The organism is Parapedobacter tibetensis (assembly GCF_024704835.1).
Lineage (GTDB): Bacteria > Bacteroidota > Bacteroidia > Sphingobacteriales > Sphingobacteriaceae > Parapedobacter > Parapedobacter tibetensis.
On sequence record NZ_JAMXBE010000020.1, the window covers coordinates 39,273 to 59,237 of the forward strand.

26 protein-coding genes and 1 tRNA gene are annotated in these 19,965 nt (G+C 43.4%); 14 read left to right on the forward strand and 13 right to left on the reverse strand.

What is annotated here, in order from left to right:
- Window positions 1-42: 42 nt before the first annotated feature.
- The 7 genes from NF543_RS22675 to NF543_RS22705 all read right to left on the reverse strand — a co-directional run bounded on the left by NF543_RS22675 (window position 43) and on the right by NF543_RS22705 (window position 5,467).
- Entirely contained in the window at window positions 43-735 is a 693-nt protein-coding gene (locus tag NF543_RS22675; protein ID WP_257670492.1) for a hypothetical protein, read from the reverse strand.
- A gap of 64 nt (window positions 736-799) precedes the next feature.
- On the reverse strand, window positions 800-1,813 hold the full coding sequence (locus NF543_RS22680) for an RES family NAD+ phosphorylase (RefSeq protein WP_257670493.1): 1,014 nt from the start codon (window positions 1,811-1,813) through the stop codon (window positions 800-802).
- Window positions 1,814-1,878: 65 nt separating this feature from the next.
- Window positions 1,879-2,814 (reverse strand): sce7725 family protein, encoded by a 936-nt coding sequence (locus NF543_RS22685; protein ID WP_257670494.1) that lies wholly within the window; start codon window positions 2,812-2,814, stop codon window positions 1,879-1,881.
- A gap of 11 nt (window positions 2,815-2,825) precedes the next feature.
- Complete coding sequence (locus NF543_RS22690; protein WP_257670495.1) at window positions 2,826-3,710, reverse strand: sce7726 family protein; 885 nt, start codon at window positions 3,708-3,710, stop codon at window positions 2,826-2,828.
- Window positions 3,711-3,736: 26 nt separating this feature from the next.
- Window positions 3,737-4,009 (reverse strand): hypothetical protein, encoded by a 273-nt coding sequence (locus tag NF543_RS22695; RefSeq protein WP_257670496.1) that lies wholly within the window; start codon window positions 4,007-4,009, stop codon window positions 3,737-3,739.
- 164 nt (window positions 4,010-4,173) lie between these two features.
- The gene (locus NF543_RS22700) at window positions 4,174-4,680 is read right to left on the reverse strand and encodes a hypothetical protein (RefSeq protein ID WP_257670497.1); all 507 of its coding nucleotides are present in this window, start codon (window positions 4,678-4,680) and stop codon (window positions 4,174-4,176) included.
- Window positions 4,681-4,741: 61 nt separating this feature from the next.
- Entirely contained in the window at window positions 4,742-5,467 is a 726-nt protein-coding gene (locus NF543_RS22705) for a hypothetical protein (RefSeq protein WP_257670498.1), read from the reverse strand.
- Between the two features lie 457 nt (window positions 5,468-5,924).
- Between NF543_RS22705 and NF543_RS22710 the strand changes: the two genes are divergently transcribed.
- The 5 genes from NF543_RS22710 (at window position 5,925) to NF543_RS22730 (ending at window position 8,129) form a co-directional block, all read left to right on the forward strand.
- Window positions 5,925-6,143 (forward strand): hypothetical protein, encoded by a 219-nt coding sequence (locus NF543_RS22710; RefSeq protein ID WP_257670499.1) that lies wholly within the window; start codon window positions 5,925-5,927, stop codon window positions 6,141-6,143.
- A 148-nt stretch (window positions 6,144-6,291) separates the two neighbouring features.
- Window positions 6,292-6,486: a hypothetical protein gene (locus NF543_RS22715; RefSeq protein ID WP_257670500.1), complete on the forward strand. Its 195-nt coding sequence runs from the start codon at window positions 6,292-6,294 to the stop codon at window positions 6,484-6,486.
- 108 nt (window positions 6,487-6,594) lie between these two features.
- Complete coding sequence (locus NF543_RS22720) at window positions 6,595-6,852, forward strand: hypothetical protein (protein ID WP_257670501.1); 258 nt, start codon at window positions 6,595-6,597, stop codon at window positions 6,850-6,852.
- An 8-nt stretch (window positions 6,853-6,860) separates the two neighbouring features.
- Entirely contained in the window at window positions 6,861-7,487 is a 627-nt protein-coding gene (locus NF543_RS22725) for an ATPase (protein WP_257670502.1), read from the forward strand.
- 123 nt (window positions 7,488-7,610) lie between these two features.
- Entirely contained in the window at window positions 7,611-8,129 is a 519-nt protein-coding gene (locus NF543_RS22730; protein WP_257957555.1) for a hypothetical protein, read from the forward strand.
- 246 nt (window positions 8,130-8,375) lie between these two features.
- On the opposite strand, the gene NF543_RS22735 is transcribed toward NF543_RS22730, so the two are convergent.
- Window positions 8,376-9,548, reverse strand: coding sequence for an ATP-binding protein (locus NF543_RS22735; RefSeq protein ID WP_257670504.1), 1,173 nt, complete (start codon window positions 9,546-9,548; stop codon window positions 8,376-8,378).
- 199 nt (window positions 9,549-9,747) lie between these two features.
- On the opposite strand from NF543_RS22735, the gene NF543_RS22740 reads away from it, so the two are divergent.
- The 3 genes from NF543_RS22740 to NF543_RS22750 all read left to right on the forward strand — a co-directional run bounded on the left by NF543_RS22740 (window position 9,748) and on the right by NF543_RS22750 (window position 10,579).
- Entirely contained in the window at window positions 9,748-9,924 is a 177-nt protein-coding gene (locus NF543_RS22740) for a hypothetical protein (RefSeq protein ID WP_257670505.1), read from the forward strand.
- A 111-nt stretch (window positions 9,925-10,035) separates the two neighbouring features.
- Window positions 10,036-10,281, forward strand: a complete 246-nt coding sequence (locus tag NF543_RS22745) for a hypothetical protein (RefSeq protein WP_257670506.1) — start codon at window positions 10,036-10,038, stop codon at window positions 10,279-10,281.
- Window positions 10,282-10,506: 225 nt separating this feature from the next.
- Window positions 10,507-10,579 (forward strand) — tRNA-Thr (locus NF543_RS22750).
- 102 nt (window positions 10,580-10,681) lie between these two features.
- Here NF543_RS22750 and NF543_RS22755 read toward each other — a convergent pair.
- The 3 genes from NF543_RS22755 to NF543_RS22765 all read right to left on the reverse strand — a co-directional run bounded on the left by NF543_RS22755 (window position 10,682) and on the right by NF543_RS22765 (window position 12,318).
- Window positions 10,682-11,479, reverse strand: coding sequence for a hypothetical protein (locus tag NF543_RS22755; protein ID WP_257670507.1), 798 nt, complete (start codon window positions 11,477-11,479; stop codon window positions 10,682-10,684).
- Between the two features lie 153 nt (window positions 11,480-11,632).
- Window positions 11,633-11,836: a helix-turn-helix transcriptional regulator gene (locus NF543_RS22760; protein WP_257670508.1), complete on the reverse strand. Its 204-nt coding sequence runs from the start codon at window positions 11,834-11,836 to the stop codon at window positions 11,633-11,635.
- Window positions 11,833-12,318 carry a hypothetical protein gene (locus NF543_RS22765; RefSeq protein WP_257670509.1) on the reverse strand — a complete coding sequence of 162 codons (486 nt, stop codon included), beginning with the start codon at window positions 12,316-12,318 and terminating at the stop codon, window positions 11,833-11,835. Before NF543_RS22765 ends, NF543_RS22760 begins: the two co-directional genes overlap by 4 nt.
- A 292-nt stretch (window positions 12,319-12,610) precedes the next feature.
- On the opposite strand from NF543_RS22765, the gene NF543_RS22770 reads away from it, so the two are divergent.
- Window positions 12,611-13,027 carry a hypothetical protein gene (locus tag NF543_RS22770; protein WP_257670510.1) on the forward strand — a complete coding sequence of 139 codons (417 nt, stop codon included), beginning with the start codon at window positions 12,611-12,613 and terminating at the stop codon, window positions 13,025-13,027.
- Between the two features lie 20 nt (window positions 13,028-13,047).
- Here the strand turns inward: NF543_RS22770 and NF543_RS22775 are convergent, their stop codons facing one another.
- The gene (locus NF543_RS22775) at window positions 13,048-13,404 is read right to left on the reverse strand and encodes a hypothetical protein (protein WP_257670511.1); all 357 of its coding nucleotides are present in this window, start codon (window positions 13,402-13,404) and stop codon (window positions 13,048-13,050) included.
- Between the two features lie 166 nt (window positions 13,405-13,570).
- Here NF543_RS22775 and NF543_RS22780 point away from each other — a divergent pair, with 166 nt between their 5' ends.
- The 5 genes from NF543_RS22780 (at window position 13,571) to NF543_RS22800 (ending at window position 16,238) form a co-directional block, all read left to right on the forward strand.
- The gene (locus NF543_RS22780) at window positions 13,571-14,041 is read left to right on the forward strand and encodes a virulence RhuM family protein (RefSeq protein WP_257670512.1); all 471 of its coding nucleotides are present in this window, start codon (window positions 13,571-13,573) and stop codon (window positions 14,039-14,041) included.
- Window positions 14,038-14,610, forward strand: a complete 573-nt coding sequence (locus NF543_RS22785) for a peroxiredoxin family protein (protein ID WP_257670513.1) — start codon at window positions 14,038-14,040, stop codon at window positions 14,608-14,610. Before NF543_RS22780 ends, NF543_RS22785 begins: the two co-directional genes overlap by 4 nt.
- A 142-nt stretch (window positions 14,611-14,752) precedes the next feature.
- Complete coding sequence (locus NF543_RS22790) at window positions 14,753-15,580, forward strand: type IV toxin-antitoxin system AbiEi family antitoxin domain-containing protein (RefSeq protein ID WP_257670514.1); 828 nt, start codon at window positions 14,753-14,755, stop codon at window positions 15,578-15,580.
- Window positions 15,581-15,583: 3 nt separating this feature from the next.
- Window positions 15,584-16,057, forward strand: a complete 474-nt coding sequence (locus NF543_RS22795; protein WP_257670515.1) for a nucleotidyl transferase AbiEii/AbiGii toxin family protein — start codon at window positions 15,584-15,586, stop codon at window positions 16,055-16,057.
- Complete coding sequence (locus NF543_RS22800; protein ID WP_257670516.1) at window positions 16,038-16,238, forward strand: hypothetical protein; 201 nt, start codon at window positions 16,038-16,040, stop codon at window positions 16,236-16,238. Before NF543_RS22795 ends, NF543_RS22800 begins: the two co-directional genes overlap by 20 nt.
- Window positions 16,239-16,656: 418 nt before the next feature.
- Here the strand turns inward: NF543_RS22800 and NF543_RS22805 are convergent, their stop codons facing one another.
- Window positions 16,657-19,194, reverse strand: a complete 2,538-nt coding sequence (locus NF543_RS22805; RefSeq protein WP_257670517.1) for a tetratricopeptide repeat protein — start codon at window positions 19,192-19,194, stop codon at window positions 16,657-16,659.
- Between the last annotated feature and the right edge of the window lie 771 nt (window positions 19,195-19,965).

Here is a 19,965-nt window from a genome sequence, read left to right on the forward strand (position 1 = left end):
TGTAACACTAATTGTGTCATCCGGATTGAGAAAAGGAATACTTCATGCATTTTGATTTGCTTTAACCCCTTTAATTACGTATTTAATTAAATCCCTTAAAAACAAAAATATACCATATAGCAATCCCCAAATTGCCAAAACTGTACATAACTTTCCAAAATTTTCATGCCAGTGATAACGAAAATTGTATAATACTCCATATACAACAAATAACAAAGGAACTATCTGAATAACCAAAATCGGAATACCTGTGAGTATGAATTTTACTAACGCTGACATACATCCTTTGTCAGTACCCTTAATTTCCATTAATTCGTATAATGGCTTATAAGGAATAATTAAGCCCGTTACTTGATCTAATCCCGCTGCGTTCGAAGCTGGACCACCAAACTCTATATGATTGAGTTTTGCAAAGACTTTCCGATATGTTATTTCCAATTCATTACGAAAAAACATCTGCTTTATGTAAAACGCAAACAATACGGAGATAAAAGCCGGAACTGCTTGACCCACTACTTTCAAATCCTTGATACTGATGCCCAATAGACTTATCGACGTCTCTTCATTTGACGATAGGAGTAAGAAATGTATCAATACCAACCCAAACATCCATTTGTGATACAAATTAAGTCGGTTGGCTGTATTATTTAATGACTCGAATATTCTGTTTTCGAATCCTTTAAGGCTTTCATTTTCCCTGCCGTTAATAAACTGTTCAACAATCGGATTGATCATAAAATTTTAAATTTATTAAAAAAATGATGTCTTGAAATTTTGTCTAAATAACTCGAAAATTAGATTATACCCATTTGTATTTAAGCCCTTGAACCTGATAAAATTTCGCATTTACACACTCCAGCTTGTCATCATTAAATATGGCTAAATTATATCCACTCGCATTCATGGCGCTACGGTATTCAATAGCATCAAATCCTTTAGATTTGATATACTCGCATAGAAACTGTGTTGGCAAGTAATCCAAATGGACATCTTGCTTACGTACCGGCTTGGAGAGTTCATCTTCCAGTTTGATCAGATATGGCCTGATCTCGATAAATTCGTCAATGGTAAAACCCATATCTTGAACCTCGAATGGACCGTAATCGGCGATATTCTTTAGCGATATAACCTGCAACGGCTTATATACGACAAATTGGCCAATAGAGATACTCTCATGAAGTGCGATACGGGTTTCATACAGTGTGGTTTGCTCGCTATCAGATACATAAAGGTAAGGAATACCAACAGGATTTGCTCGGCCTGGCGTAGTCGTTTCGACTGGGGGCTTACTTAATTGGATACATTCCAACGGCTTGTCGCTAATTCGAGCACGATAAAATACATGTCCTGCGGGATAGGTCTTGGCAAATCTTAAAAGCGTAGATTCCAACACATCCAAATCTAGTGCATCGGAAAGAAAGAAACGATTTTTATGCTTTATCCCTTTGGCAAAGGAATCCCATTGCAATTCGAGGTCATTGGAGTAGGGTTTATCCTTATCAACAAAAGCCGAAAACTCAACAGGCGATTCAAAGAGTTCTTTTGTGGCAAGCCAATACTCTTGACCAATATGACGGACAAGCTGCTTGATATCCTTTTTCTTCAGCTTAGCGATATTGAATAGTCTTGGCCAATACGTTGCAATATGCTCATGAATTAAAATGGGAGCATCCTTTTTCAACGAGTTGACTGCTGTAGGATGGTTGATGTATAAATTAAATAGTGACTCAAAACTTTCAGCCAATTCACCACAGTCAATAACGACGCCACCGGTTGATTCGCAAAAATCACAGTTCCCAACCGTTGACGACATGGCCTGAATCCTACTTTTAAATCCTTGATCGGAAAAGCAGTTTACACAACAATTCATTGGCCGGTTTAGATTAAGGATTGCACTAACTCGATATGATGCATGATGGATAACTTCTTGATCACACCTAGTCCGGGGAATGCTTGCCGGTCATAATAATCTTGGAATTGCCTAACAGCTACACTATCAATGTGAGCAGCGTCCACGAAAACAATCAACTTAGTCAACGCTTCATAAAACTTGCCTGCCGGATCATTATAATCATCGTTGGTATCAGACACGAAATGGTGGATACGGATATCGTCACCTCCCTCATCTTTGTAGGTTAAATGTATGGCAACTGCACGGGGGAGCATGCCGCCATCTACGAAATCTTCTCCAATGGTAAGATAATCACCAAAAGCAACATACCCTTCTTCACGATAATACAGGTAATCGCTCGAAAAAATCTCATCATCAGGATCCAAATAATCTGCATTTTTTTGTCGCTTAGTAAATGGATCATTCAAGAATGCCAGTGGTAGTGGCCGATATTTACGCTGTAGGGCAAACAGTTGGTTAATCTGTATCATATTATACAAACAATTTGTTGTCTTCGCCAATACACTCAACTCATCGGTGGCGCCAATCTGGTTGAGATGGATAAGGGAATACCCAGTTTGGTCATAGCCTTGCTCACTAATTGTATTTGCGACAAGCAACTGATCTTTATTAGTATTTACTAAAAAAGTGGGGATAACGTTCGTCGCACCAGCCGCCGTCAAATGTTCAATTAATGAAATAACTTCATTGGATCGAGCTACAAGATCGCCATATTGCGGATTAACAATGAGTTGTACACGTATTCCTTTTTTTGCTAGGGCGGATATTGCCGTTTCGACACCTTTGGTATTCCGTTTTAAAGGTTCTATAATTGGTATGACTTTATCCGGATTAAGAATACCCGACAACTCACGCAAAGCGATAAGTTCAAATTGCTTGCCCCGTAGGTAAGGAAAATACATAGGCTGAAGGTTTAAATGTTAGTTTTCAATATCTTCTGTAGGCTAAGATAATGATTTTCATTTAAACCAAGGGTATAAAAAGAGAATTTCAGGTAGTGTGGAAGATCGTATTCGTCGATAACGCGATTGGTTTCCCCGCAAATACGGCACTTGATGATGAAATGGTAATGATGCTGCACTTCTTCTACAGGAAAATCGGCCAAAATGGCTAAGCAGGTTTTGAAAAGATGCACTGGGGTGACATCCGGTACAAACCCTACCAGACTTCTTACTAGCTCTAAATATTCGGCCTTACGCAAGGATCTCATCATCGTGCCGGCATCAAGCAAGCTATTGTCTACCGCGGCTTCACGGCTTTCCAACACCTCCCCACCATCTGTAAACAGGATTAAGCCTACTTTTTCTTCAACCACGCTACGATACTTTGCTTCTAGCCTTTCATGTACGAAAAGATATACTTGCGAGAAGGCTTTATAATAATCGGCAAGCTGGGTGTTGAGCCGATCGGGAGTGTCTAACTCAGTCTTGATTTCGAACACCTTGTTTGTCCCATTTACCAGCACGGCATCAGCTACGGATTTACTAATACGAAATTCATTGAGCAGAATTGTATCGTCTAGTGAATACTTTCGAAGGATATATTGATTTAACAGAGCTGACTTGTATAAGTATTCGTGGCGATATTCCCGGAGCAGGCTTTGGTATGCCGTTGCAAGCAATTGACTTATGGTTTCCGGCCGGTCTACTTCCATCTGCTCCCAAGAAAGATACCGTTTCATGCGCTTGATATAGCCGGGCCGTTTTGAACCAGTCATCAGGTACTTGAACCCAGCATTGGACATCAATTGTGCCAATGAACGGGCATCGACTTTAGGGGCCGTAGCTACAGGGGTCATGAAGCAAAGGTAGGAAAGATAATGAATTATCTAGAATATCTTCGATACTCCTTTTTTAGTTTCACCCCGCGGTAGTGCGTTATTGGTGTTGGCTCTCCGGGAGCAACTATCGATGCCGCAATAGCGACCTCTTCAAAATGCTCATACGGATAATCCCCATCGTCAAGCGGCACTTCATTGTCATCGAAATATTCCATTTGGCGTTCAAACACCGAAGTGTCAATAACCGGAATCACTTCATAAGCCATTTGGCTACCGCTTTGAGTCGTTCTGAGCCGCATAATTCGTTGTGTCATCATAGCTAAAATTTTCAAATTATAAAAATGGAAAGCTTTTATTTCCCCTTCGGTGACTTAGGGGGTGGCGGATTCCTTGAAGTAGGTAGTTGTCCCCCTTTTACTTCTCCTCTAGTTGTACTTACGGTCGGTTTTGGCGTCGACGCCGGCTTTTGTTTTGACATAGTCTATGAATTTTGAGTATAATAATGATTTTCAATATAAATCAAAGCCTTTTTGTCCGCCTTCTTCTGCCTCCTTTTACCTATGTTAATGCGGAGGTTATTATCGAGCGTTTCAATGTCGATATTACAATCTCGAATCTCGAAATATCGTTCAAACGCAATGTCTGGATCCAGAGCTTTGATCTTTAATTCACACCACAATTTATCTAGCTTTTCGAACTTATCGGCATACTTTAGACGATATTCGCTAATTGATTTAATTGTCTTCTCATCGGTGGACAGTAGTGGAACCAGCTTTTCCCCCACTTGAATTAATGTTAAAAGTCCGCAAGCTATTAAAGGCCCGGTTTCGTCCAAAAAATAAGAAGCACCGCCTAGGAACGTCCCAATTGTAAGTAATATCCGATATCGAGTGTTCCAATCCTTCACACGAGCAAGATGTGCTGTAACGTATTCATCACACTTTTTGCAGTCGAGCAATTCATTCCATATCCGCTGTTCTATTGTCATCCTACTGTTTCTAATACCCCAACTACATAAATGCATACTTGATGATCAAGATCATCACAAACTATAACAAATCCCAATTTTCTCTAATCTCCAGAATATTTTTATCAACATCTGTCTCGATACCTGACATGCTAGCGGCCGTGAAAATTCTCGAATCAAATACGTCTACAATAAAACAACTCTTCGGGTTTAGTTTGACACCTTTCTTACTGAAAAATTCTTGCAAAACAAACAGCATAGTATCTGCCTCAACCTTGGACATCTTTTTTGCCGTAAAATTGAATTTTAAAAACCCTACTTGTGTCGCTCCGACATCATCATATATTAACATATCGGCCATCGCCCCAATTCGAACTCCATTCTTTGTTATGGAATCTCTTCTGTGGGTTAAATTACTATTTACAGTGTATTTGTCCAGAACCGGAGTTAAAAGTGATGACATCGTACATATAGCATTTAACCCATTAGCGGAATAAATTCGATTTTTGTAGCCATCCTTATTTTCTGGATATTCCTTTGCTTCATTTCGATAAACTTGCGCTTGCTTTTTGAATTCCTCAAAATACAAATCACTGTCTTCAAAATTGGCTGCAAATGTATCGCAAACAAGCTTTCTTGCCATTTCATAAAACTTAGGAATATAATCGCCAGGGTATTTACATCCACGCAAAATACTGCTCTTTCTCCTCTCTGAGGCAACCATATACTGCGAAAACCGCTTAAGAGAGAGCCGTGGCTCTGCCACAACTTTTATAATCTTTAACTCAACTTTTTCTTCGACCATCATAAAACACCCTACCTATCCATAAATTTGTTAAACGCTTTACCAAATTAAGAACTACTTAATTATGGGCAAAACACATCAAAACAAATTTAATCCATTTAATTTCAGGACGGTAGGAATTGTTATCAACAGATGTTGAATTATTCCCAGTGTGGATAAAAATTATAGATTACGTTACGCAATATGACCTAAGTACCAACCAATTACTAATATTTTTATGTTTAAAATTTAATAGTCTGTGGATAACTCACCTTATATTTCGGCACATTTATTGACTGGAACAGAACAGTTTATCAAATCATCCGATCTAACCCCGATCAAATATGCTAGTTGGAATCGAGATGGCATTAAGGGAAATCGTAAATAAGCTGGTATGCCACTGGAATTTGGCGGAGAATTCGGGTTTATCAAAACATTTCGTAAATTTGTATAAATGCATTTGACAGAAAGGAACATTATTATGGATCGCATCGTATTAGAGGTTGATAGTGCGTTGGCCCGAGTTTGGAGAAACAGTGCTCCTGCGCTCAAGGCAGAATATGAGCGTAAAATAGCTGATATGCTCCGAGAATTGAAGGAAGCCGAATTTGATAAACTATTGGATAAAGCTGGAAAGACGGCGAAAAAAAATGGGTTAACCGAAACCAAACTAAACCAATTACTGAGTGAAGAGGATTAAGCTATTTGTATTTGATACTGTAATCTTCCCAGAGTTCCGCTACACCCAAAATTGAAAATCCGACTTCACGGTGTAATCCATAATCGCTGTAAAAGTCGTAAAAAACAAAGTCCCGACACGGGGAGAATAAGATGTGTTTAAAAGGGGTATGAAGACGCTACACGCTATCTTGGTGGGAGTATACCTTTCGATTACAACCTCATCGAAGGCAGCACAACCGCCCTCAGAAACAGGTGGCGATGCACCGAGGCATGCTAACAAAACCCCTAGTCTGAAGCAGAATGTAGATGCAAACGTATTTGGAGAATTTAACGGACATTTATCGGACATTTTGCCGTTTTAACGTACAGCTTGCGGTAAAGGGCAAAGCACGGGAAGCATATTTCCAATTGATAAATATTTAGTATTTTTGAGGGTAAATCAGCGTTTGATTAAAAAATAAGCAATTTATATGGGCGTTACTACATTGAAAGACCTGGCAAAAAAAGGGAGTGATGCCGTTAGAAGACTTCGGATACAACGGCTTGAAAATGGATTCCCTTTCATGATTAATGCAAGGGAACTGGAAGGCTCGATGTGTTATCTGGAGTATCCTGACGGGACAATCAATTTGGTCAAACAATCAGCAAACGGCATGGATTTCGAAGTTATTCACACGCTTGACCAACGGGAAGCAAACGACTTCAGGAACAAGTATCAGTTGCGATAACATCCATAATGCCCCACCTATATATCATCACAGGCTCAAATGGAGCTGGAAAATCAACGGTAGGGGCCTCTTATTTTCCAGAATATGACGGGGAGATTTTCGATGGCGACAAATTGTATCTTCAAAAGAAGTCATCCCTATGGAAAGCCGGCCTGAAAGTACAGAAAGAATTGAATAAGCAGGCTTCGGAATTTGTGGAGCAGGTATTTAATCGATTGGTTGAAACAGCCATCCAACACAACACGGACTTCGCTTATGAGGGTCATTTCTCAAGGGATGAGAGCTGGGCAGTGCCAGAACGGTTCAAGGCCAACGGATACCAGTTACATCTTGTCTTTATGGGGCTGGGCAATCCGGATATATCCTCCAACCGGGTACTTATAAGGGCAAAAGAGGGAGGGCATTTTGTAGACCCCCTGACATTAAGGGAAAACTTTTATGGCAACTTGCGGCAGCTGGACCAACGATTTCAGCTCTTCGACACCCTGCAAATCCTTGACACCTCGCAACTGGAACATCAGGAATTGGTTTTTATCGAGAAAGGGATAGCCAAAGAAACCTTGGCGCCGACAAATCTACCCAAATGGTTTGTAGATTACCTGCCTAACTTATCGACTATTCTACATCAATTGTAATCTTCCCAGAGTTCCGCTACGCCCAAAATTGAAAATCCGACATCACAGTGTAATCCATAATCGCTATAAAAGCCGTAAAAAACAAAGCCCCGAAACGGGGAGAATAAGATATGTTAAAAGGGTATGAAGACGCTACAAGCTATCTTGGGAGTATGCCTTGCGATCACAATCTCATCGACGGCAGCACAACCGCCCTCGGAAACAGGCGGCGAGGCATTACCGTTATTCAGAAAAGCAGCGGAAAAGCTCCTGTCGCTTAAAACGATCAGTTACCAATACGTGAGGGAACTTGACTACGCTGCCGAGGCTATCCACTCAACAATGACCGGTAGCATGTATGTGGATTTTGCCAAAGAAAACGACCTTGCAGGATTCAGGTATCAGTTCTCGCATGCCAATGGGTTCGCTATTTTTAACAATACGGCAATCGTTGACGTCAACACGGGAAGCAAAACCATAACAACCGAAAATAGGGTAGCATCGGTTGCACTGAACAGTCGTTCTGAACTGTTCAATTCCATCGTAACCCTTCGCAACCTCTTGCCGCTCATCATAGCGGACAGCGGCATTGTAAAATCGATGGCCGACACGGTGATCGGCACGGCAGCCGAGACAGGAGCCGGACAGTCTTCGATGACATGAACACTGACCCACCGGCCCCAGCCGAGAATTCGTGGTATTACTCCACGTACTTGTCAGACTATGAGCCGGAGACACGTAGAATTGGAGCTTGACCATATCGCAGCTATATGTTAAATTTGGCGAAAGGCTAAGGCTTGGGCGCGACAGCGTTTAGGTTTAGGTTGATCCGGATGACCCAGTTCCCGTTACACTACCATACATCTTGAAGTGGGTATCGCTGTTTCCGTCTTTCGGGTGCGCAGAAACTTAATTAACCGAAGTTGCCGTCCGCCAGCTTTTAACTTCGTAGCGGGTACGCCGTTGATTATCGTCGCCACCATACACCAGAATTTTACGTATTGGCGCCGGAATGGTTCCCTGGGCTTGGGCTTCGAATTTATCCAATTGCTTGAAAAGTTCGCTCGTGATAGTTTTAGTGGCCTTTATTTCTACAGCGTTATACGTGCGGCCTTCTTGCCAAAGTAAGTCGACTTCGTTACCGGAGGAATCCTGCCAAAAGGAAAAATCGTGATGTTCGTATAGATGAAAATTTCTTTTTTGATATTCGGCAATCATCATATTTTCAAACACGCTGCCTTTTAACCGGTCGGTTTCCAATTGATCCGCTGTTTTGATGCCTAATAGGTGGCATAACAGACCAGTATCGTAGAAATACAATTTGGGGGTCTTGATAAGTCGCTTATTGCGGTTTTGGTAGTAAGGCTGGAGGAGAAAAACCAGGTAACTGCTTTCGAGTATAGATAGCCAGGCTTTTGCGGTATTGAAGGCAATATCGCATGCATTAGCCAATGCACTGATATTCAATAATTGACCGGCCCTCCCTGCACATAGTGCCAGAAATTGCCGGAATTGCCTAGTATCACGGACGTTCAAGAGCTCTGTGACGTCCTTCTCTACATACGTCTGGATATAGTTCGTATAAAATATATGCGGCTGGATACCGCGATCGAAAATAGCCGGGTATGCCCCGCTGACCGCCGCGGTGGTATAGTCGTCAGCTAATAATTGCTTCGAGATGAGCTCGGGGAAATCCAGCGGTAGAAGCTTGAATAGTGCCACCCTTCCCGCGAGTGATTGCGTGATGCTTTTCAGTAAATGAAAATTCTGGGAACCCGAAAGAATGTATTGACCCATAAGTCCGCTTTCGTCTACTCGGCCTTGTATATAAGAAAATAATTGCGGCACACGCTGTACTTCGTCGAAGATGGCATGGCGCTCGTACCGATCAAGAAAGCCAACCGGATCGGTTTCTGCAAATTGCCGACTATCCGGGTTCTCCAGAGTTACATATTCATACCCCTCAAAGAGCCGCCGCAGCAGGGTTGTCTTTCCCGATTGGCGGGGGCCGGTAATTGCCAGTACGGGGAATTTGTCCCGTTGCGCGTTAATTTGTTGCGTTAAGCGTCGTTCGATAAACATGTCAATTTGATTTCTCAGTCAGTTCCCTCGCGTAAAGGTAGCGATATTGATGAAATTACAAAGCATCTATTGATTAATTTACAAGATATATATTGATGAAATAGCCGAAAAACAAACCCCCGAAGCGCGCCACGGCTCCGTATAATGCTCTGTCAGCTACATCCAAACTAGATAATTTCACTACTGCATCAACCCGTCGATGACGTCAGGTAATCGCCTTAATCGTCGCAGCCACAACCCGCGATTGAGTAGTAACTGGACAGAAAAGCTCCTTTCGCTCAAAACGATCCGTTACCAATACGTGAGGGAACTTGACTACCCTGCCGAGGCTATCCACTCAACAATGACGGATAGGATGTATATGGATTTTGCCTAAAACAGGGTAACATCGGTTGCACTGAACAGTCGTTCTGAACTGTTCAATTCCATCGTAACCCTTCGCAACCTCCTGCCGCTCATCATAGCGGACAGCGGCATTGTAAAATCAATGGCCGACACGGTGATCGGCAGTGCACCCGCCCACCGTTTAACGTTTGAGATCCAGAACGGCTTTGCCGACTACCTGGGCACCGGGTTTACAAAGTCCAACGGCAATATCACCATCAACTATGAATATTCGGCCTGCCTACGCCGTATGCATAGCATGCAACCGCTCCTTAAAAGAATTGGCAATAACAGCTTTGATAAAGGGGCTGGCGTTTTTGAAAGTAGTATGGGCTTTGACCGTGGGTAGGTCAAAATCAAGCACGATCCATTGGTTTTCCTCGATGCCTCTAGCAGTCATCAAGAGGGGCGCATACCAAATTGAGCAACTATTCAATTTTCAGGTCATTGATGATTTTCCGCATGTTCTCAATCCTTACATCATCTGAAGAATTACTGATATAAGTAATAAACAAGGCGATTCCTTTCGCTTTATTGCAACATTAATTATGTTTGCACCCGTAAATTTTACGGTGCCGACGTAGCTCAACTGGTAGAGCAACGCATTCGTAATGCGTAGGTCGTAGGTTCGAATCCCATCGTCGGCTCTCCATTATATATACCACTTAAATCCCTCTATTTCAGTATAGGAGGGATTTTTATTGGATTTCACGCGGGTGGGTAATTAGCAGATTACGGTCTTTAAAGTCTCAAGGCTCATCAAATGTTACCTGAGCCTTGAGTTTTTTTGCCGGATTTATAACATACATAAAGCATAACATCGTCACAAAATAGAGAACGGCGAATGCTTTATACGTTGGGATACCCCCTGTTGTTGGCGAGACCGGTAGTGCCAGCATAGACATATTCAGCATAAACTGTAATAACCATACACAAAGACCACTTTTCGTTTTTCCATAAACAACCGCACACATACCCGCAACGCCCAACATATTCAGTAATAATGGCCATAGCGGGAGGTCAGGAATAACACCTGCATTGATTAAAACTGACGGTAGCCACCAACAGGTCCAGAAAAAACCGATGATTTGACTTGCATAAAAAGAGTTTAACGTTTTTGATAATTCACGGATGGCGTAGCTGACCCAGACAACCTCCCCCATGAATGCCCAAGTCAACAAGACGAAGGCGTACCTTATTGACGGAAAATTAAACTTCATAAGCGAAGAATAATCAATTCCGTAATAAAGGCTTTTAAGTAATAGTGTGAGGGCACAGATTGTCAATGCGAATAATAAACTAAATAAATACCATTTAGGATTAATTTTCCATACCAACATAGGCCTGAACAAATCTTTCACCCCTCGTACCCCTCTCGTAAAGGTTATGAGACAAACTAAAGATAGCAAAAGGGCATAGAAACGACCGTGTCCGTATACGGAATCACTTATAATTCCTTTGCTGTTGGCATATGTTATAACGGTATTGAGCAAAGGGGCTAGAGCCAAGAATACCCAGACTTCATATTTCGTAATAAAATCTCGCATCAGATTATGAAAATAAAGCCAAAAGTGCAAAAATTTCTATCGGAATAAAATAGACCGAGAATACAGCTTGGTTTAAAAACGAAACCCGGAAACTTTAAATTGTATTCAGGAACGACTGGCAATAGATGTTATACTTGCCAACAGGCACAGCATCTACATATCCGATTCTTCCAATTCAAACAATTCCTCCATTTTTTTTTCTAAAACCCGAGCCAGCTTTAGTGCTAGAACCGTAGAAGGCACATATTTCGCAGCTTCCAAGGCATTGATTGTTTGCCGGGTTACTCCGACCGCTTGCGCCAATGTTTCCTGAGAGAAGCCTTTGATTACGCGATTTATTTTGATTTGATTTTTCATTGTCCCCTCCCCTTACTATAACGCCACCACTGAATGTTAAAGATTAAGATAAAAAGGGTCAACAAAAAGTGAGGAAACAAAACCATAAGTGATAAATATGGCGTTCCAAATACGAACAAGTTGGCCATTACTGCATACAGTATCGACAAAATAATCGCCCATGACCAAGCGAACAGCCGCAGGCTATTAATAAACTCATCTTCTATTATTTTTCTGCTGAACGCTATCCCACATAAACCTAAAAGCGCCCCTAAAACGATCAGAATGAAGCCCAGGTTTACATCGGAGAGAGTAAAATAAACGGGTCCGCCGTTTCTAGCAGGTGTATTATCAGCTATTACAAATGTCCTGAATTTCAAATTAGTGAATTCATAAGTACTCATTGGCAAATAAAAGTCATTCAGAAAAATCATAACCGATATAAAAACAAGGACAAATCCTAACCAGCGAAAGTATCCGGGCAGCAGTGGTATTCTTTTCATAACGTCTTTAATTTAAGCAATCATTAGGGACAAAAGTAATAATTGTTTTACATTTTGTAAAATATTTCATACAAAATGTATGGTATTTTTGTCAATATACCGAATTGGATAAATGAAGGAGGTGCTACTGTAATCTTCCCAGAGTTCCGCTACATCCAAAATTGAAAATCTGACATCGCAGTGTAATCCATAATCGCTATAAAAGTCGTAAAAAACAAAGCCCCGAAACGGGGAGAATAAGATGTGTTTAAAAGGCCAAGCAACATTTTAACCTTCACCGCGACAAACAGGTATGAAGACGCTACAAGTTATCTTGGGAGTATGCCTTGCGATCACAATCTCATCGACGTCCGCACAACCACCCTCAGAAACAGGCGGCGAGGCATTACCGTTATTCAGAAAAGTAGCGGAAAAGCTCCTCTCGCTCAAAACGATGATGCTGGTACATGTGTTCTTCATTGCGCTGACCGTTTTCATGATGGACTTGCTATGCGTAGTGCATACGGAGGACCTCATCACAACCAGCATGGGTAAGGCAATTTCTTTGGGGTTGGGTATTTTTTGGATTATCCGGCTGTTGATCCAGTTTTTTGGGTACGCGTCAGAACTCTGGCGGGGGAAGGCGTTCGAAACAACAGTGCATGTGGTGTTTAGCTTATTGTGGATATATTTCAGCGCCGTGTTTCTTTTGGTTGCGATCTCGAGATGATGGGCAATTCTCGCGGTACGTTATGTTGCATCCATGACATCCTTATTGGATAGACGATATTTGGAAAAGTGTCCGACTAAATAACCGCCGGTTAAGCCGGTCAACAATCCGAACAAAAAATAAGGCGTCATGATGGGATGTCCATCATTCATCCTAGACAAATCGGCTTGAATATCAACACCAATTTCGAGCGCTAGCCCGAGGATGCCGTACCAGCAAAGGTATTTGAAGACTTCTGTCCGATTGTAATAACTGATTGCAAAAGCCCCAATGAAATAAATTGCGCCGAAATACAGGCTGGCAATCAACGGGGCATTATGCGGGGGTAGAATACGTGTACTAGCCGCCAATAGCTCGGTGGCAAATCCAGCTACCAATAGGAACCAGATAGATGGAAATATTGGAACGGCATTGGGAAGGTATAGTAGGATGAAATATGATTTTTACTAAAAATATTATCATTATTAATTAGATTTTTTACCTTTGTCACGAGCATGTGATCGAAACGGATCACAATTTCATCATTCATCAATTATGAATCTTATGACCGAAAACCAAATCGAGATTTATCAAAGCAGCGATGGGCAGACGCTAGTAGAAGTTAAGTTTGAACATGATACCATTTGGTTGAATCAAAAACAGATGGCGGAGTTGTTTGGAAAAGATACCGATACCATCGGTTTGCATCTGCGGAATATCTTTAAAGAAAAGGAACTAGAAGAAAAATCAACTACCGAGGTTTTCTCGGTAGTTCAAACGGAAGGCAAACGTCAAATACGTCGAAACGTTCAATTCTATAACTTAGATGCCATCATTTCAGTAGGATATAGAGTAAATTCAAAACGAGGCACCCAATTCCGCATTTGGGCCACACAACGACTCAGGGAATATCTTGTGCAGGGCTATGCGATCAACGAAAAGCGGCTTGCCCAGAAACAACACTGCTACCCCTGTCCTTACTACAGACCAGGCACGGCAGCCAGGACAGGAGCCGGACACTCTTCGATGACATGAACACCAACCCACCGGCCCCAGCCGAGAATTCGTGGTATTACTCCACGTACCTGGCAGACTATGAGCCGGAGACGCACAGTTCCTTATCCATTATCGAGATAGGCGAAAAGGCTCCTGAAATTGACCTGATTGATTTACGTACGGGGAGCCGGAAAACGCTATCAGACTACCGTGGCCGGATGGTGTTATTGGAATTCTGGATAACGAACTGCGGCTATTGCATTGAGGCCGTACCGATACTGAACGAACTGGCCGCGCAGAACGATGCGGATGCATTGGTTATTTTGGGCGTTAATACAATAGACAGCGAAAATACGGTCCGATCCTTCATGCAACGGAACAAGGTAACCTTCGACATGCTTTGGGGAGCCGACGCGAATATCAATGAGGGATACGGAATCGATGCCTTCCCTCAGGTGGTGCTACTCGATGCGGCTGGCGTGGTCAGTTATTCCGGCCGTCTGGATGTGCAACGGATTATGGCCATACAGAGCAGGACGGCTACAAGGATATTGAGGTCATCCGCAAGCTGGACAACGGCATGGTACAGCGCAATTATTTACAGGTAAAGCAGGACGTGCGGGATATTATCCAGCCGGAAATGGAGCGGCTGATGGACGATCCTGGGCTAAGTTATTTGGTCGTGAAAAAGGGTTGATTATGGCAGGTAGTTGTGTTTCATATCTTTGTAGGGACTTTAAAAGTCCCGATATGTATACAAGACATAAAACTTTATCGACAAAGTCCGCTAATGTAATCAGGCATTTTACAGATCTGAACCAGCCCGCTTTTACGCTCGCCGAAGTGTCCGCTTTGCTTAGGCCGTCATCGGACGATGCGGTTAGAAAGCTCGTCAGGGATATGGTAAACAGGGGGCTGTTGTTACGGCTCAAAGACGGGGTTTACTGGATTATCCCGTATGAACAGGATGCAACCAGTTACTTTCCCGATGTGCATCTGGCTGCTGCTTATCTTGTGGGTGATGCGGGCTACTATGTGGGCTATTATAGCGCACTGGAACTGCACGGGCTTATTACGCAACCCTCAATGGTGGAACAGGTTGTCGTGGACAGGCAGATCAGGCCATCTTTGCTCAACATTGGGAACAACCAGTTCAGGTTTATCTACCACAACGAAACACATTTTTTCGGGGCAAAGAATATCTGGATTGACAGCTATCACAAAGTGCCTTGCAGTGACCTCGAAAAGACATTTATTGACTGTTTGTACAAGCCAGATAACGGGGGCGGTATTTCAGAAATTACTAAGGCCTTATATAAGGTGAGGGATAAGGTCGACTACGAAAAACTGCTGTTGTATTGCCAGCGGTTCAGCACACAGGCCGTGATCAAAAGGTTAGGCTTCCTGTTGGAATTGCTGGAAATAGACAACCCTATTGCGGATATGCTGCAACAGCTGAAAACAAAATCGTTCACGCTGTTGGAGCCTTCTTACGAAAACAGCGGAAAGCTGAACAGCAAATGGAGCATACGGCAGAATATAGACACGGAAGATATTGTTTCATCCATATTTACTTAGGTTATGATACACCCAAAAGAAATCAATGCGGTGGCGGCAAAAAACAGATTGAAAGACACCCAGATTGAAAAGGATTACATATTGAGTTGGATACTGTACGGCATTGCGAAAAATGAACTGCTGTCAAAGCTGCTTGTGTTCAAAGGCGGGACAGTGCTTAAAAAAACATATTTCCCTGACTACCGCTTTTCGGAGGATCTGGATTTTACCTTGCTGGATGAAAAAATAACCAATGAAGAACTGTTGCAGGAGTTTGAAAAGATATACGTTTTCGTAAAAGAAGAAGCTAATATTACCTTGCAGTTCGGGGAAGCGAATACGCACGTCAGCGGTAGCATTGCGTTTTATATCAATTACGTCGGCCCCTTGCAGGGAAACATCAATAGCAGGGACGTAAAGATCGATATTACACGGGGCGAAACATTGGAGTACCCGGTAGCGCACCGGACTGGAAAGAATGGATACCCGCTACCATAAGCCCGAATTTGAGCGTAAGGCCAAAAATAAAAAGCATGACCCGGATTTGTTTGAAGCAAAGGTTTTGGCAAAAGAAAAAAACCTGAAGCAAGGCTGGGAAAAGAAGTTGAGTAACCAGATGCATGAAATACCGGACTTTGATGATGTTTTCAGGAGGGCAAAAAGGAATTTCAAATTATAGTGAAACGGCTTAAACTCTGTCCGTAACATCCTGTTACCTTTTGAATAGAGATAAACCCTAAATATTGGGGGCGACCGTAGCACAAATGGTAAGGCCGATATAGCGGTGAAAAAGGTTTTGCAGAAAGTTTTTTATACATACAATGGGCAATAATATATCGCTGGAGAGAAAGATTAGGTACGGAGGACGAACTCTAATCGGACAGCGTACGACATAAAGAAATCATTCCTGCCGGTCTTCGGCCGGTAATTCTTCCCACCGTAGCCCATAAGGTGCACCGCTACGGGAGTGTAAAACCGCATTTATGGTTGAAAAGAAACTGTAACCCTCCCCTTAGGCACTACGGATCAGGTACAAATGTGCCCCTGCTCGTTCCTCGCCGTTTGATTTTTGCACGATCGTGGCTAAAAAATTCCCGTTACTTTTTGTTCAATTTCTGTAAACGCTCTTTTGCGGAAGGGATGACGTCATCATCTTCTTCATAATTTTCAATCACACTTTCCAACGTGCTCTTCGCCTGGAAGTCATCGCCTTTGCCCGCATAGGCATCCGCAAGCAGGATGAAGCTCCTGGCCACCCAGTAGTCATGTGACCCCATGTTGTTGATCACATCAAAGGCCGTTTCCTGGGCTTTGTCATATTCCTTGTTTTCATACTGCAGTTGCCCCACGCGGTACCGTGCCTCTGCGCCGACTGCCGTTTGGCTCTTCAGCGCCGCCAGGTTCAGTCCCTTCATGGCGGGCTCCACTTTCCCTTCCCGCAGCATGGCCCGCGCACCGTACAAGTGTGCCTTGGCAATGTCCTCCTCAGATGACCGATCGTAATTCCTTATCAACTTCGCATACTTGGCCACCTGGTCCAAGTCACCGATTTCGAAATAACAAATCATCAGGTTAGTTACCGCGTAGCCATAGTTTCCTTTATATTCTGAAGTGAGCTCCAATTTTTTGAGGTGCACGATGGCCTCGTTGTATTCCTCCAAGCTCAGGTATAACGCGGCCACCGTCAGCAAGGTGTTCTCCGTATACTGGCTCGTCCAGTCGTTCAGGATAATGTTCAGGTCGTGCAGCGCTTCCTTCGGGTGCCCGGTACGGTACGAACTCACCCCGCGGATATAACGGGCATGTTTTTCCTGTATGGGTTTCGGAAATTTATCAAAATACGCATTGATCGCTTCCACAGCCGGTCCGTATTCCCCCCTGGCAAACAAGGAATGGGCTGCCTGGAAAGCCAGGTTATCCTGCTCCGCGGCACTCAGATCACCGATATTGGTGCTGGTCGCGTAATTAATATAACTGGAAGCATCCCCCTGATCCAGGTAGATGTTTTCAATGGAACGCATCGCTTGCCGTGCCTCATCGGTTGTGGCATGTTCCTCCACCACCTTCTGGAAGGTGGTCTTCGCCGCTTCGGTGTCATCTTTATTGTACTGGACAAGCCCGATGGTCATCAACGCCCGGGGAACATAACTGCTGCGGGGGTATTGTTCGATCATCTGCTGCAGCCCCTCGATGGCGGTATCGTAATCTCCCATAGTGAAATACGTGTACGGGATATCAAAGGCCACGTCATCCGCATAGTTCGAACCCGGGAATTGTTCAGCAACGGACCGCAGGGTGCTGAGCTTGGTTTCATTGTCGCCCTGCAATCCCTGGATAATACCGCGCTGGAACAACGCATAGTCCTGGTTGGGAGCTTCGCCGTTGATCAGCTGGTCATAGTATTGGTTGGCTCGGCCGTAATCGCGCACGGACAAATACGAATCGCCCAAACGTGCGATTACGTCATGACGTACATTTTCCTCCATCGAACTTCCCTCGCTAGCCAAAAAGCGTTCAAAATAATCGGCAGCCATTCCAAAGCTGTTGTTGCGGAACGCCGCATAAGCCAGGGCATAGTTCGCATAACTGTATACATCGGTGTTTCGTGCGGCGGGCAACTGGAGGAACCGGGAAAAGTTTTCCACCGCCTCCCTGTACTTGCGCACTTCATACATCGCCTCCGCTTTCCAATACGTGGCCAACGCCGCCATTTCCGCATCGATCGGGAATTTTTCCGATCGCATGAACATGGATATGCTGTTTTCGAAAGCGCGCTCGTTATAAAACTCCAATCCGCGGTAATACGTTACTTTTTGATAGGCCATATCGGCTTTCCGCTCCCTGTTGTCGAACGATTCCAGCATATTTACCGCTGCGTGGAAATTGCTCGTGCCCAACAAGATCTCGGCCAATAGTGTTTCCGCATTCTCTGTTTTTTTTGCATCAGGATTACTATCCGCATATTCTTGGGCGATATATCCCTGGGCGACTTCCAGGGCCATCTGGGCGGAATCCAATTCATATAAGATTTTGGCATAGTTAAACAGCCCATCCGCTTTCAATGCCTGATCGAAATCCAGTCTGGACGCTTTGACAAACGCATTCCGTGCACGTTGCTTATCGCCGGTTTCCAGGGCAATATGGCCTAAAGCAATTACCGAGCTCTGATAAAAGGCATCCGAAGCCGCCAACTTCTCCAGAATAGAGGTTGCTCTTTCGTATTCGCCTGCCTGGTAGGCCAAGAAGCCGATCCGGTAATTATCGATATTGCTGCGTGAAGCGCCCGGATGCCGTTCCAGCAACCTACCGTAATAAGCTTGTTTGAATTCGTTCTTTGCGAAATAAGTGGCGGCGGCGAGCTGGCGTAGCTCGATCTCAAGCGCTTCCCGGTCGATACGCATATCGGGGCTCCGCCGGATCTTTACGGCATCGGCCAGCATCGGCCGGTAATCACGTACGACATCGATGGAATCCAAAAGCGTAGGTTGCCTTTCGTCCCGTTGCTCACCGGGTTGTCGCTTCTCTTCCTGCTGTTCCTCCTCTTCCTGCGCATACCCCATAACCAGCAAGGCTGAAAAGACACCGGTAAGCAGGTATTTCAGGTAGTTATAGCCGTTCCTTTCTTTCAATATCATTGTTCGTCCGTATTCCTGAGCTTTTCCAAACGTTCCTTCGGGGGAATGATATTGTAATCTTCCCCTAACTAGCTACACCCAAAACTAAAGAATTCCAATCACAATTATGTAAATCGTCAGCAAAAAGTGAACACTAAAAGGCTACTTTTTTGACTTTTGAGGTTTAAATCCGACATTGCAAGGTAACCCGCACTCGCCATAAAAACTGCTAAAACCAAGCCCCGAAACGGGGAGGATCGGGGCTTGCTAACTAACCAATTATAAACCTAAATTATGAAAAGACAAATTTTACTAACTGACTATATAACGCATACCGGCCACGCTTTGTTACAGTGGGATTGTTAAGATATGTTAAAAAGACAATAGGGTGATAAAAAAGAAACCCGTTACCTGAAAGATAACGGGGATCCGCCCCAATGGGATTAGGGGCTATCAACCTAAACCTAATACAAAAAACGGTGAAACAGTGGGTTTATTTTGTTGGGGGTGAAAAAAATCTGCGAGCCTTGGCTAAGGAGGCGTTTTTTTAAAAGTATGATACCCCCCACTTGCTGGACAACTTTTGCACTNACAAAAAACGGTGAAACAGTGGGTTTATTTTGTTGGGGGTGAAAAAAATCTGCGAGCCTTGGCTAAGGAGGCGTTTTTTTAAAAGTATGATACCCCCCACTTGCTGGACAACTTTTGCACTAAGTTAAGATATGATTACGATACATTTTTGATTTTCTGATAGAACCCTTCATCGGATTACCAATTCTATTTTACAACCTT

Coding starts and splice junctions, on each gene's coding strand:
- NF543_RS22675 (WP_257670492.1), bottom strand. CDS start 735: ATGATCAATCCGATTGTTGAACAGTTTATTAACGGCAGGGAAAATGAA.
- NF543_RS22680 (WP_257670493.1), bottom strand. CDS start 1,813: ATGTCGTCAACGGTTGGGAACTGTGATTTTTGCGAATCAACCGGTGGC.
- NF543_RS22685 (WP_257670494.1), bottom strand. CDS start 2,814: ATGTATTTTCCTTACCTACGGGGCAAGCAATTTGAACTTATCGCTTTG.
- NF543_RS22690 (WP_257670495.1), bottom strand. CDS start 3,710: ATGACCCCTGTAGCTACGGCCCCTAAAGTCGATGCCCGTTCATTGGCA.
- NF543_RS22695 (WP_257670496.1), bottom strand. CDS start 4,009: ATGATGACACAACGAATTATGCGGCTCAGAACGACTCAAAGCGGTAGC.
- NF543_RS22700 (WP_257670497.1), bottom strand. CDS start 4,680: ATGACAATAGAACAGCGGATATGGAATGAATTGCTCGACTGCAAAAAG.
- NF543_RS22705 (WP_257670498.1), bottom strand. CDS start 5,467: ATGATGGTCGAAGAAAAAGTTGAGTTAAAGATTATAAAAGTTGTGGCA.
- NF543_RS22710 (WP_257670499.1), top strand. CDS start 5,925: ATGGATCGCATCGTATTAGAGGTTGATAGTGCGTTGGCCCGAGTTTGG.
- NF543_RS22715 (WP_257670500.1), top strand. CDS start 6,292: ATGAAGACGCTACACGCTATCTTGGTGGGAGTATACCTTTCGATTACA.
- NF543_RS22720 (WP_257670501.1), top strand. CDS start 6,595: ATGGGCGTTACTACATTGAAAGACCTGGCAAAAAAAGGGAGTGATGCC.
- NF543_RS22725 (WP_257670502.1), top strand. CDS start 6,861: ATGCCCCACCTATATATCATCACAGGCTCAAATGGAGCTGGAAAATCA.
- NF543_RS22730 (WP_257957555.1), top strand. CDS start 7,611: ATGAAGACGCTACAAGCTATCTTGGGAGTATGCCTTGCGATCACAATC.
- NF543_RS22735 (WP_257670504.1), bottom strand. CDS start 9,548: ATGTTTATCGAACGACGCTTAACGCAACAAATTAACGCGCAACGGGAC.
- NF543_RS22740 (WP_257670505.1), top strand. CDS start 9,748: ATGACGTCAGGTAATCGCCTTAATCGTCGCAGCCACAACCCGCGATTG.
- NF543_RS22745 (WP_257670506.1), top strand. CDS start 10,036: ATGGCCGACACGGTGATCGGCAGTGCACCCGCCCACCGTTTAACGTTT.
- NF543_RS22755 (WP_257670507.1), bottom strand. CDS start 11,479: ATGCGAGATTTTATTACGAAATATGAAGTCTGGGTATTCTTGGCTCTA.
- NF543_RS22760 (WP_257670508.1), bottom strand. CDS start 11,836: ATGAAAAATCAAATCAAAATAAATCGCGTAATCAAAGGCTTCTCTCAG.
- NF543_RS22765 (WP_257670509.1), bottom strand. CDS start 12,318: ATGAAAAGAATACCACTGCTGCCCGGATACTTTCGCTGGTTAGGATTT.
- NF543_RS22770 (WP_257670510.1), top strand. CDS start 12,611: ATGAAGACGCTACAAGTTATCTTGGGAGTATGCCTTGCGATCACAATC.
- NF543_RS22780 (WP_257670512.1), top strand. CDS start 13,571: ATGACCGAAAACCAAATCGAGATTTATCAAAGCAGCGATGGGCAGACG.
- NF543_RS22785 (WP_257670513.1), top strand. CDS start 14,038: ATGAACACCAACCCACCGGCCCCAGCCGAGAATTCGTGGTATTACTCC.
- NF543_RS22790 (WP_257670514.1), top strand. CDS start 14,753: ATGTATACAAGACATAAAACTTTATCGACAAAGTCCGCTAATGTAATC.
- NF543_RS22795 (WP_257670515.1), top strand. CDS start 15,584: ATGATACACCCAAAAGAAATCAATGCGGTGGCGGCAAAAAACAGATTG.
- NF543_RS22800 (WP_257670516.1), top strand. CDS start 16,038: ATGGATACCCGCTACCATAAGCCCGAATTTGAGCGTAAGGCCAAAAAT.
- NF543_RS22805 (WP_257670517.1), bottom strand. CDS start 19,194: ATGATATTGAAAGAAAGGAACGGCTATAACTACCTGAAATACCTGCTT.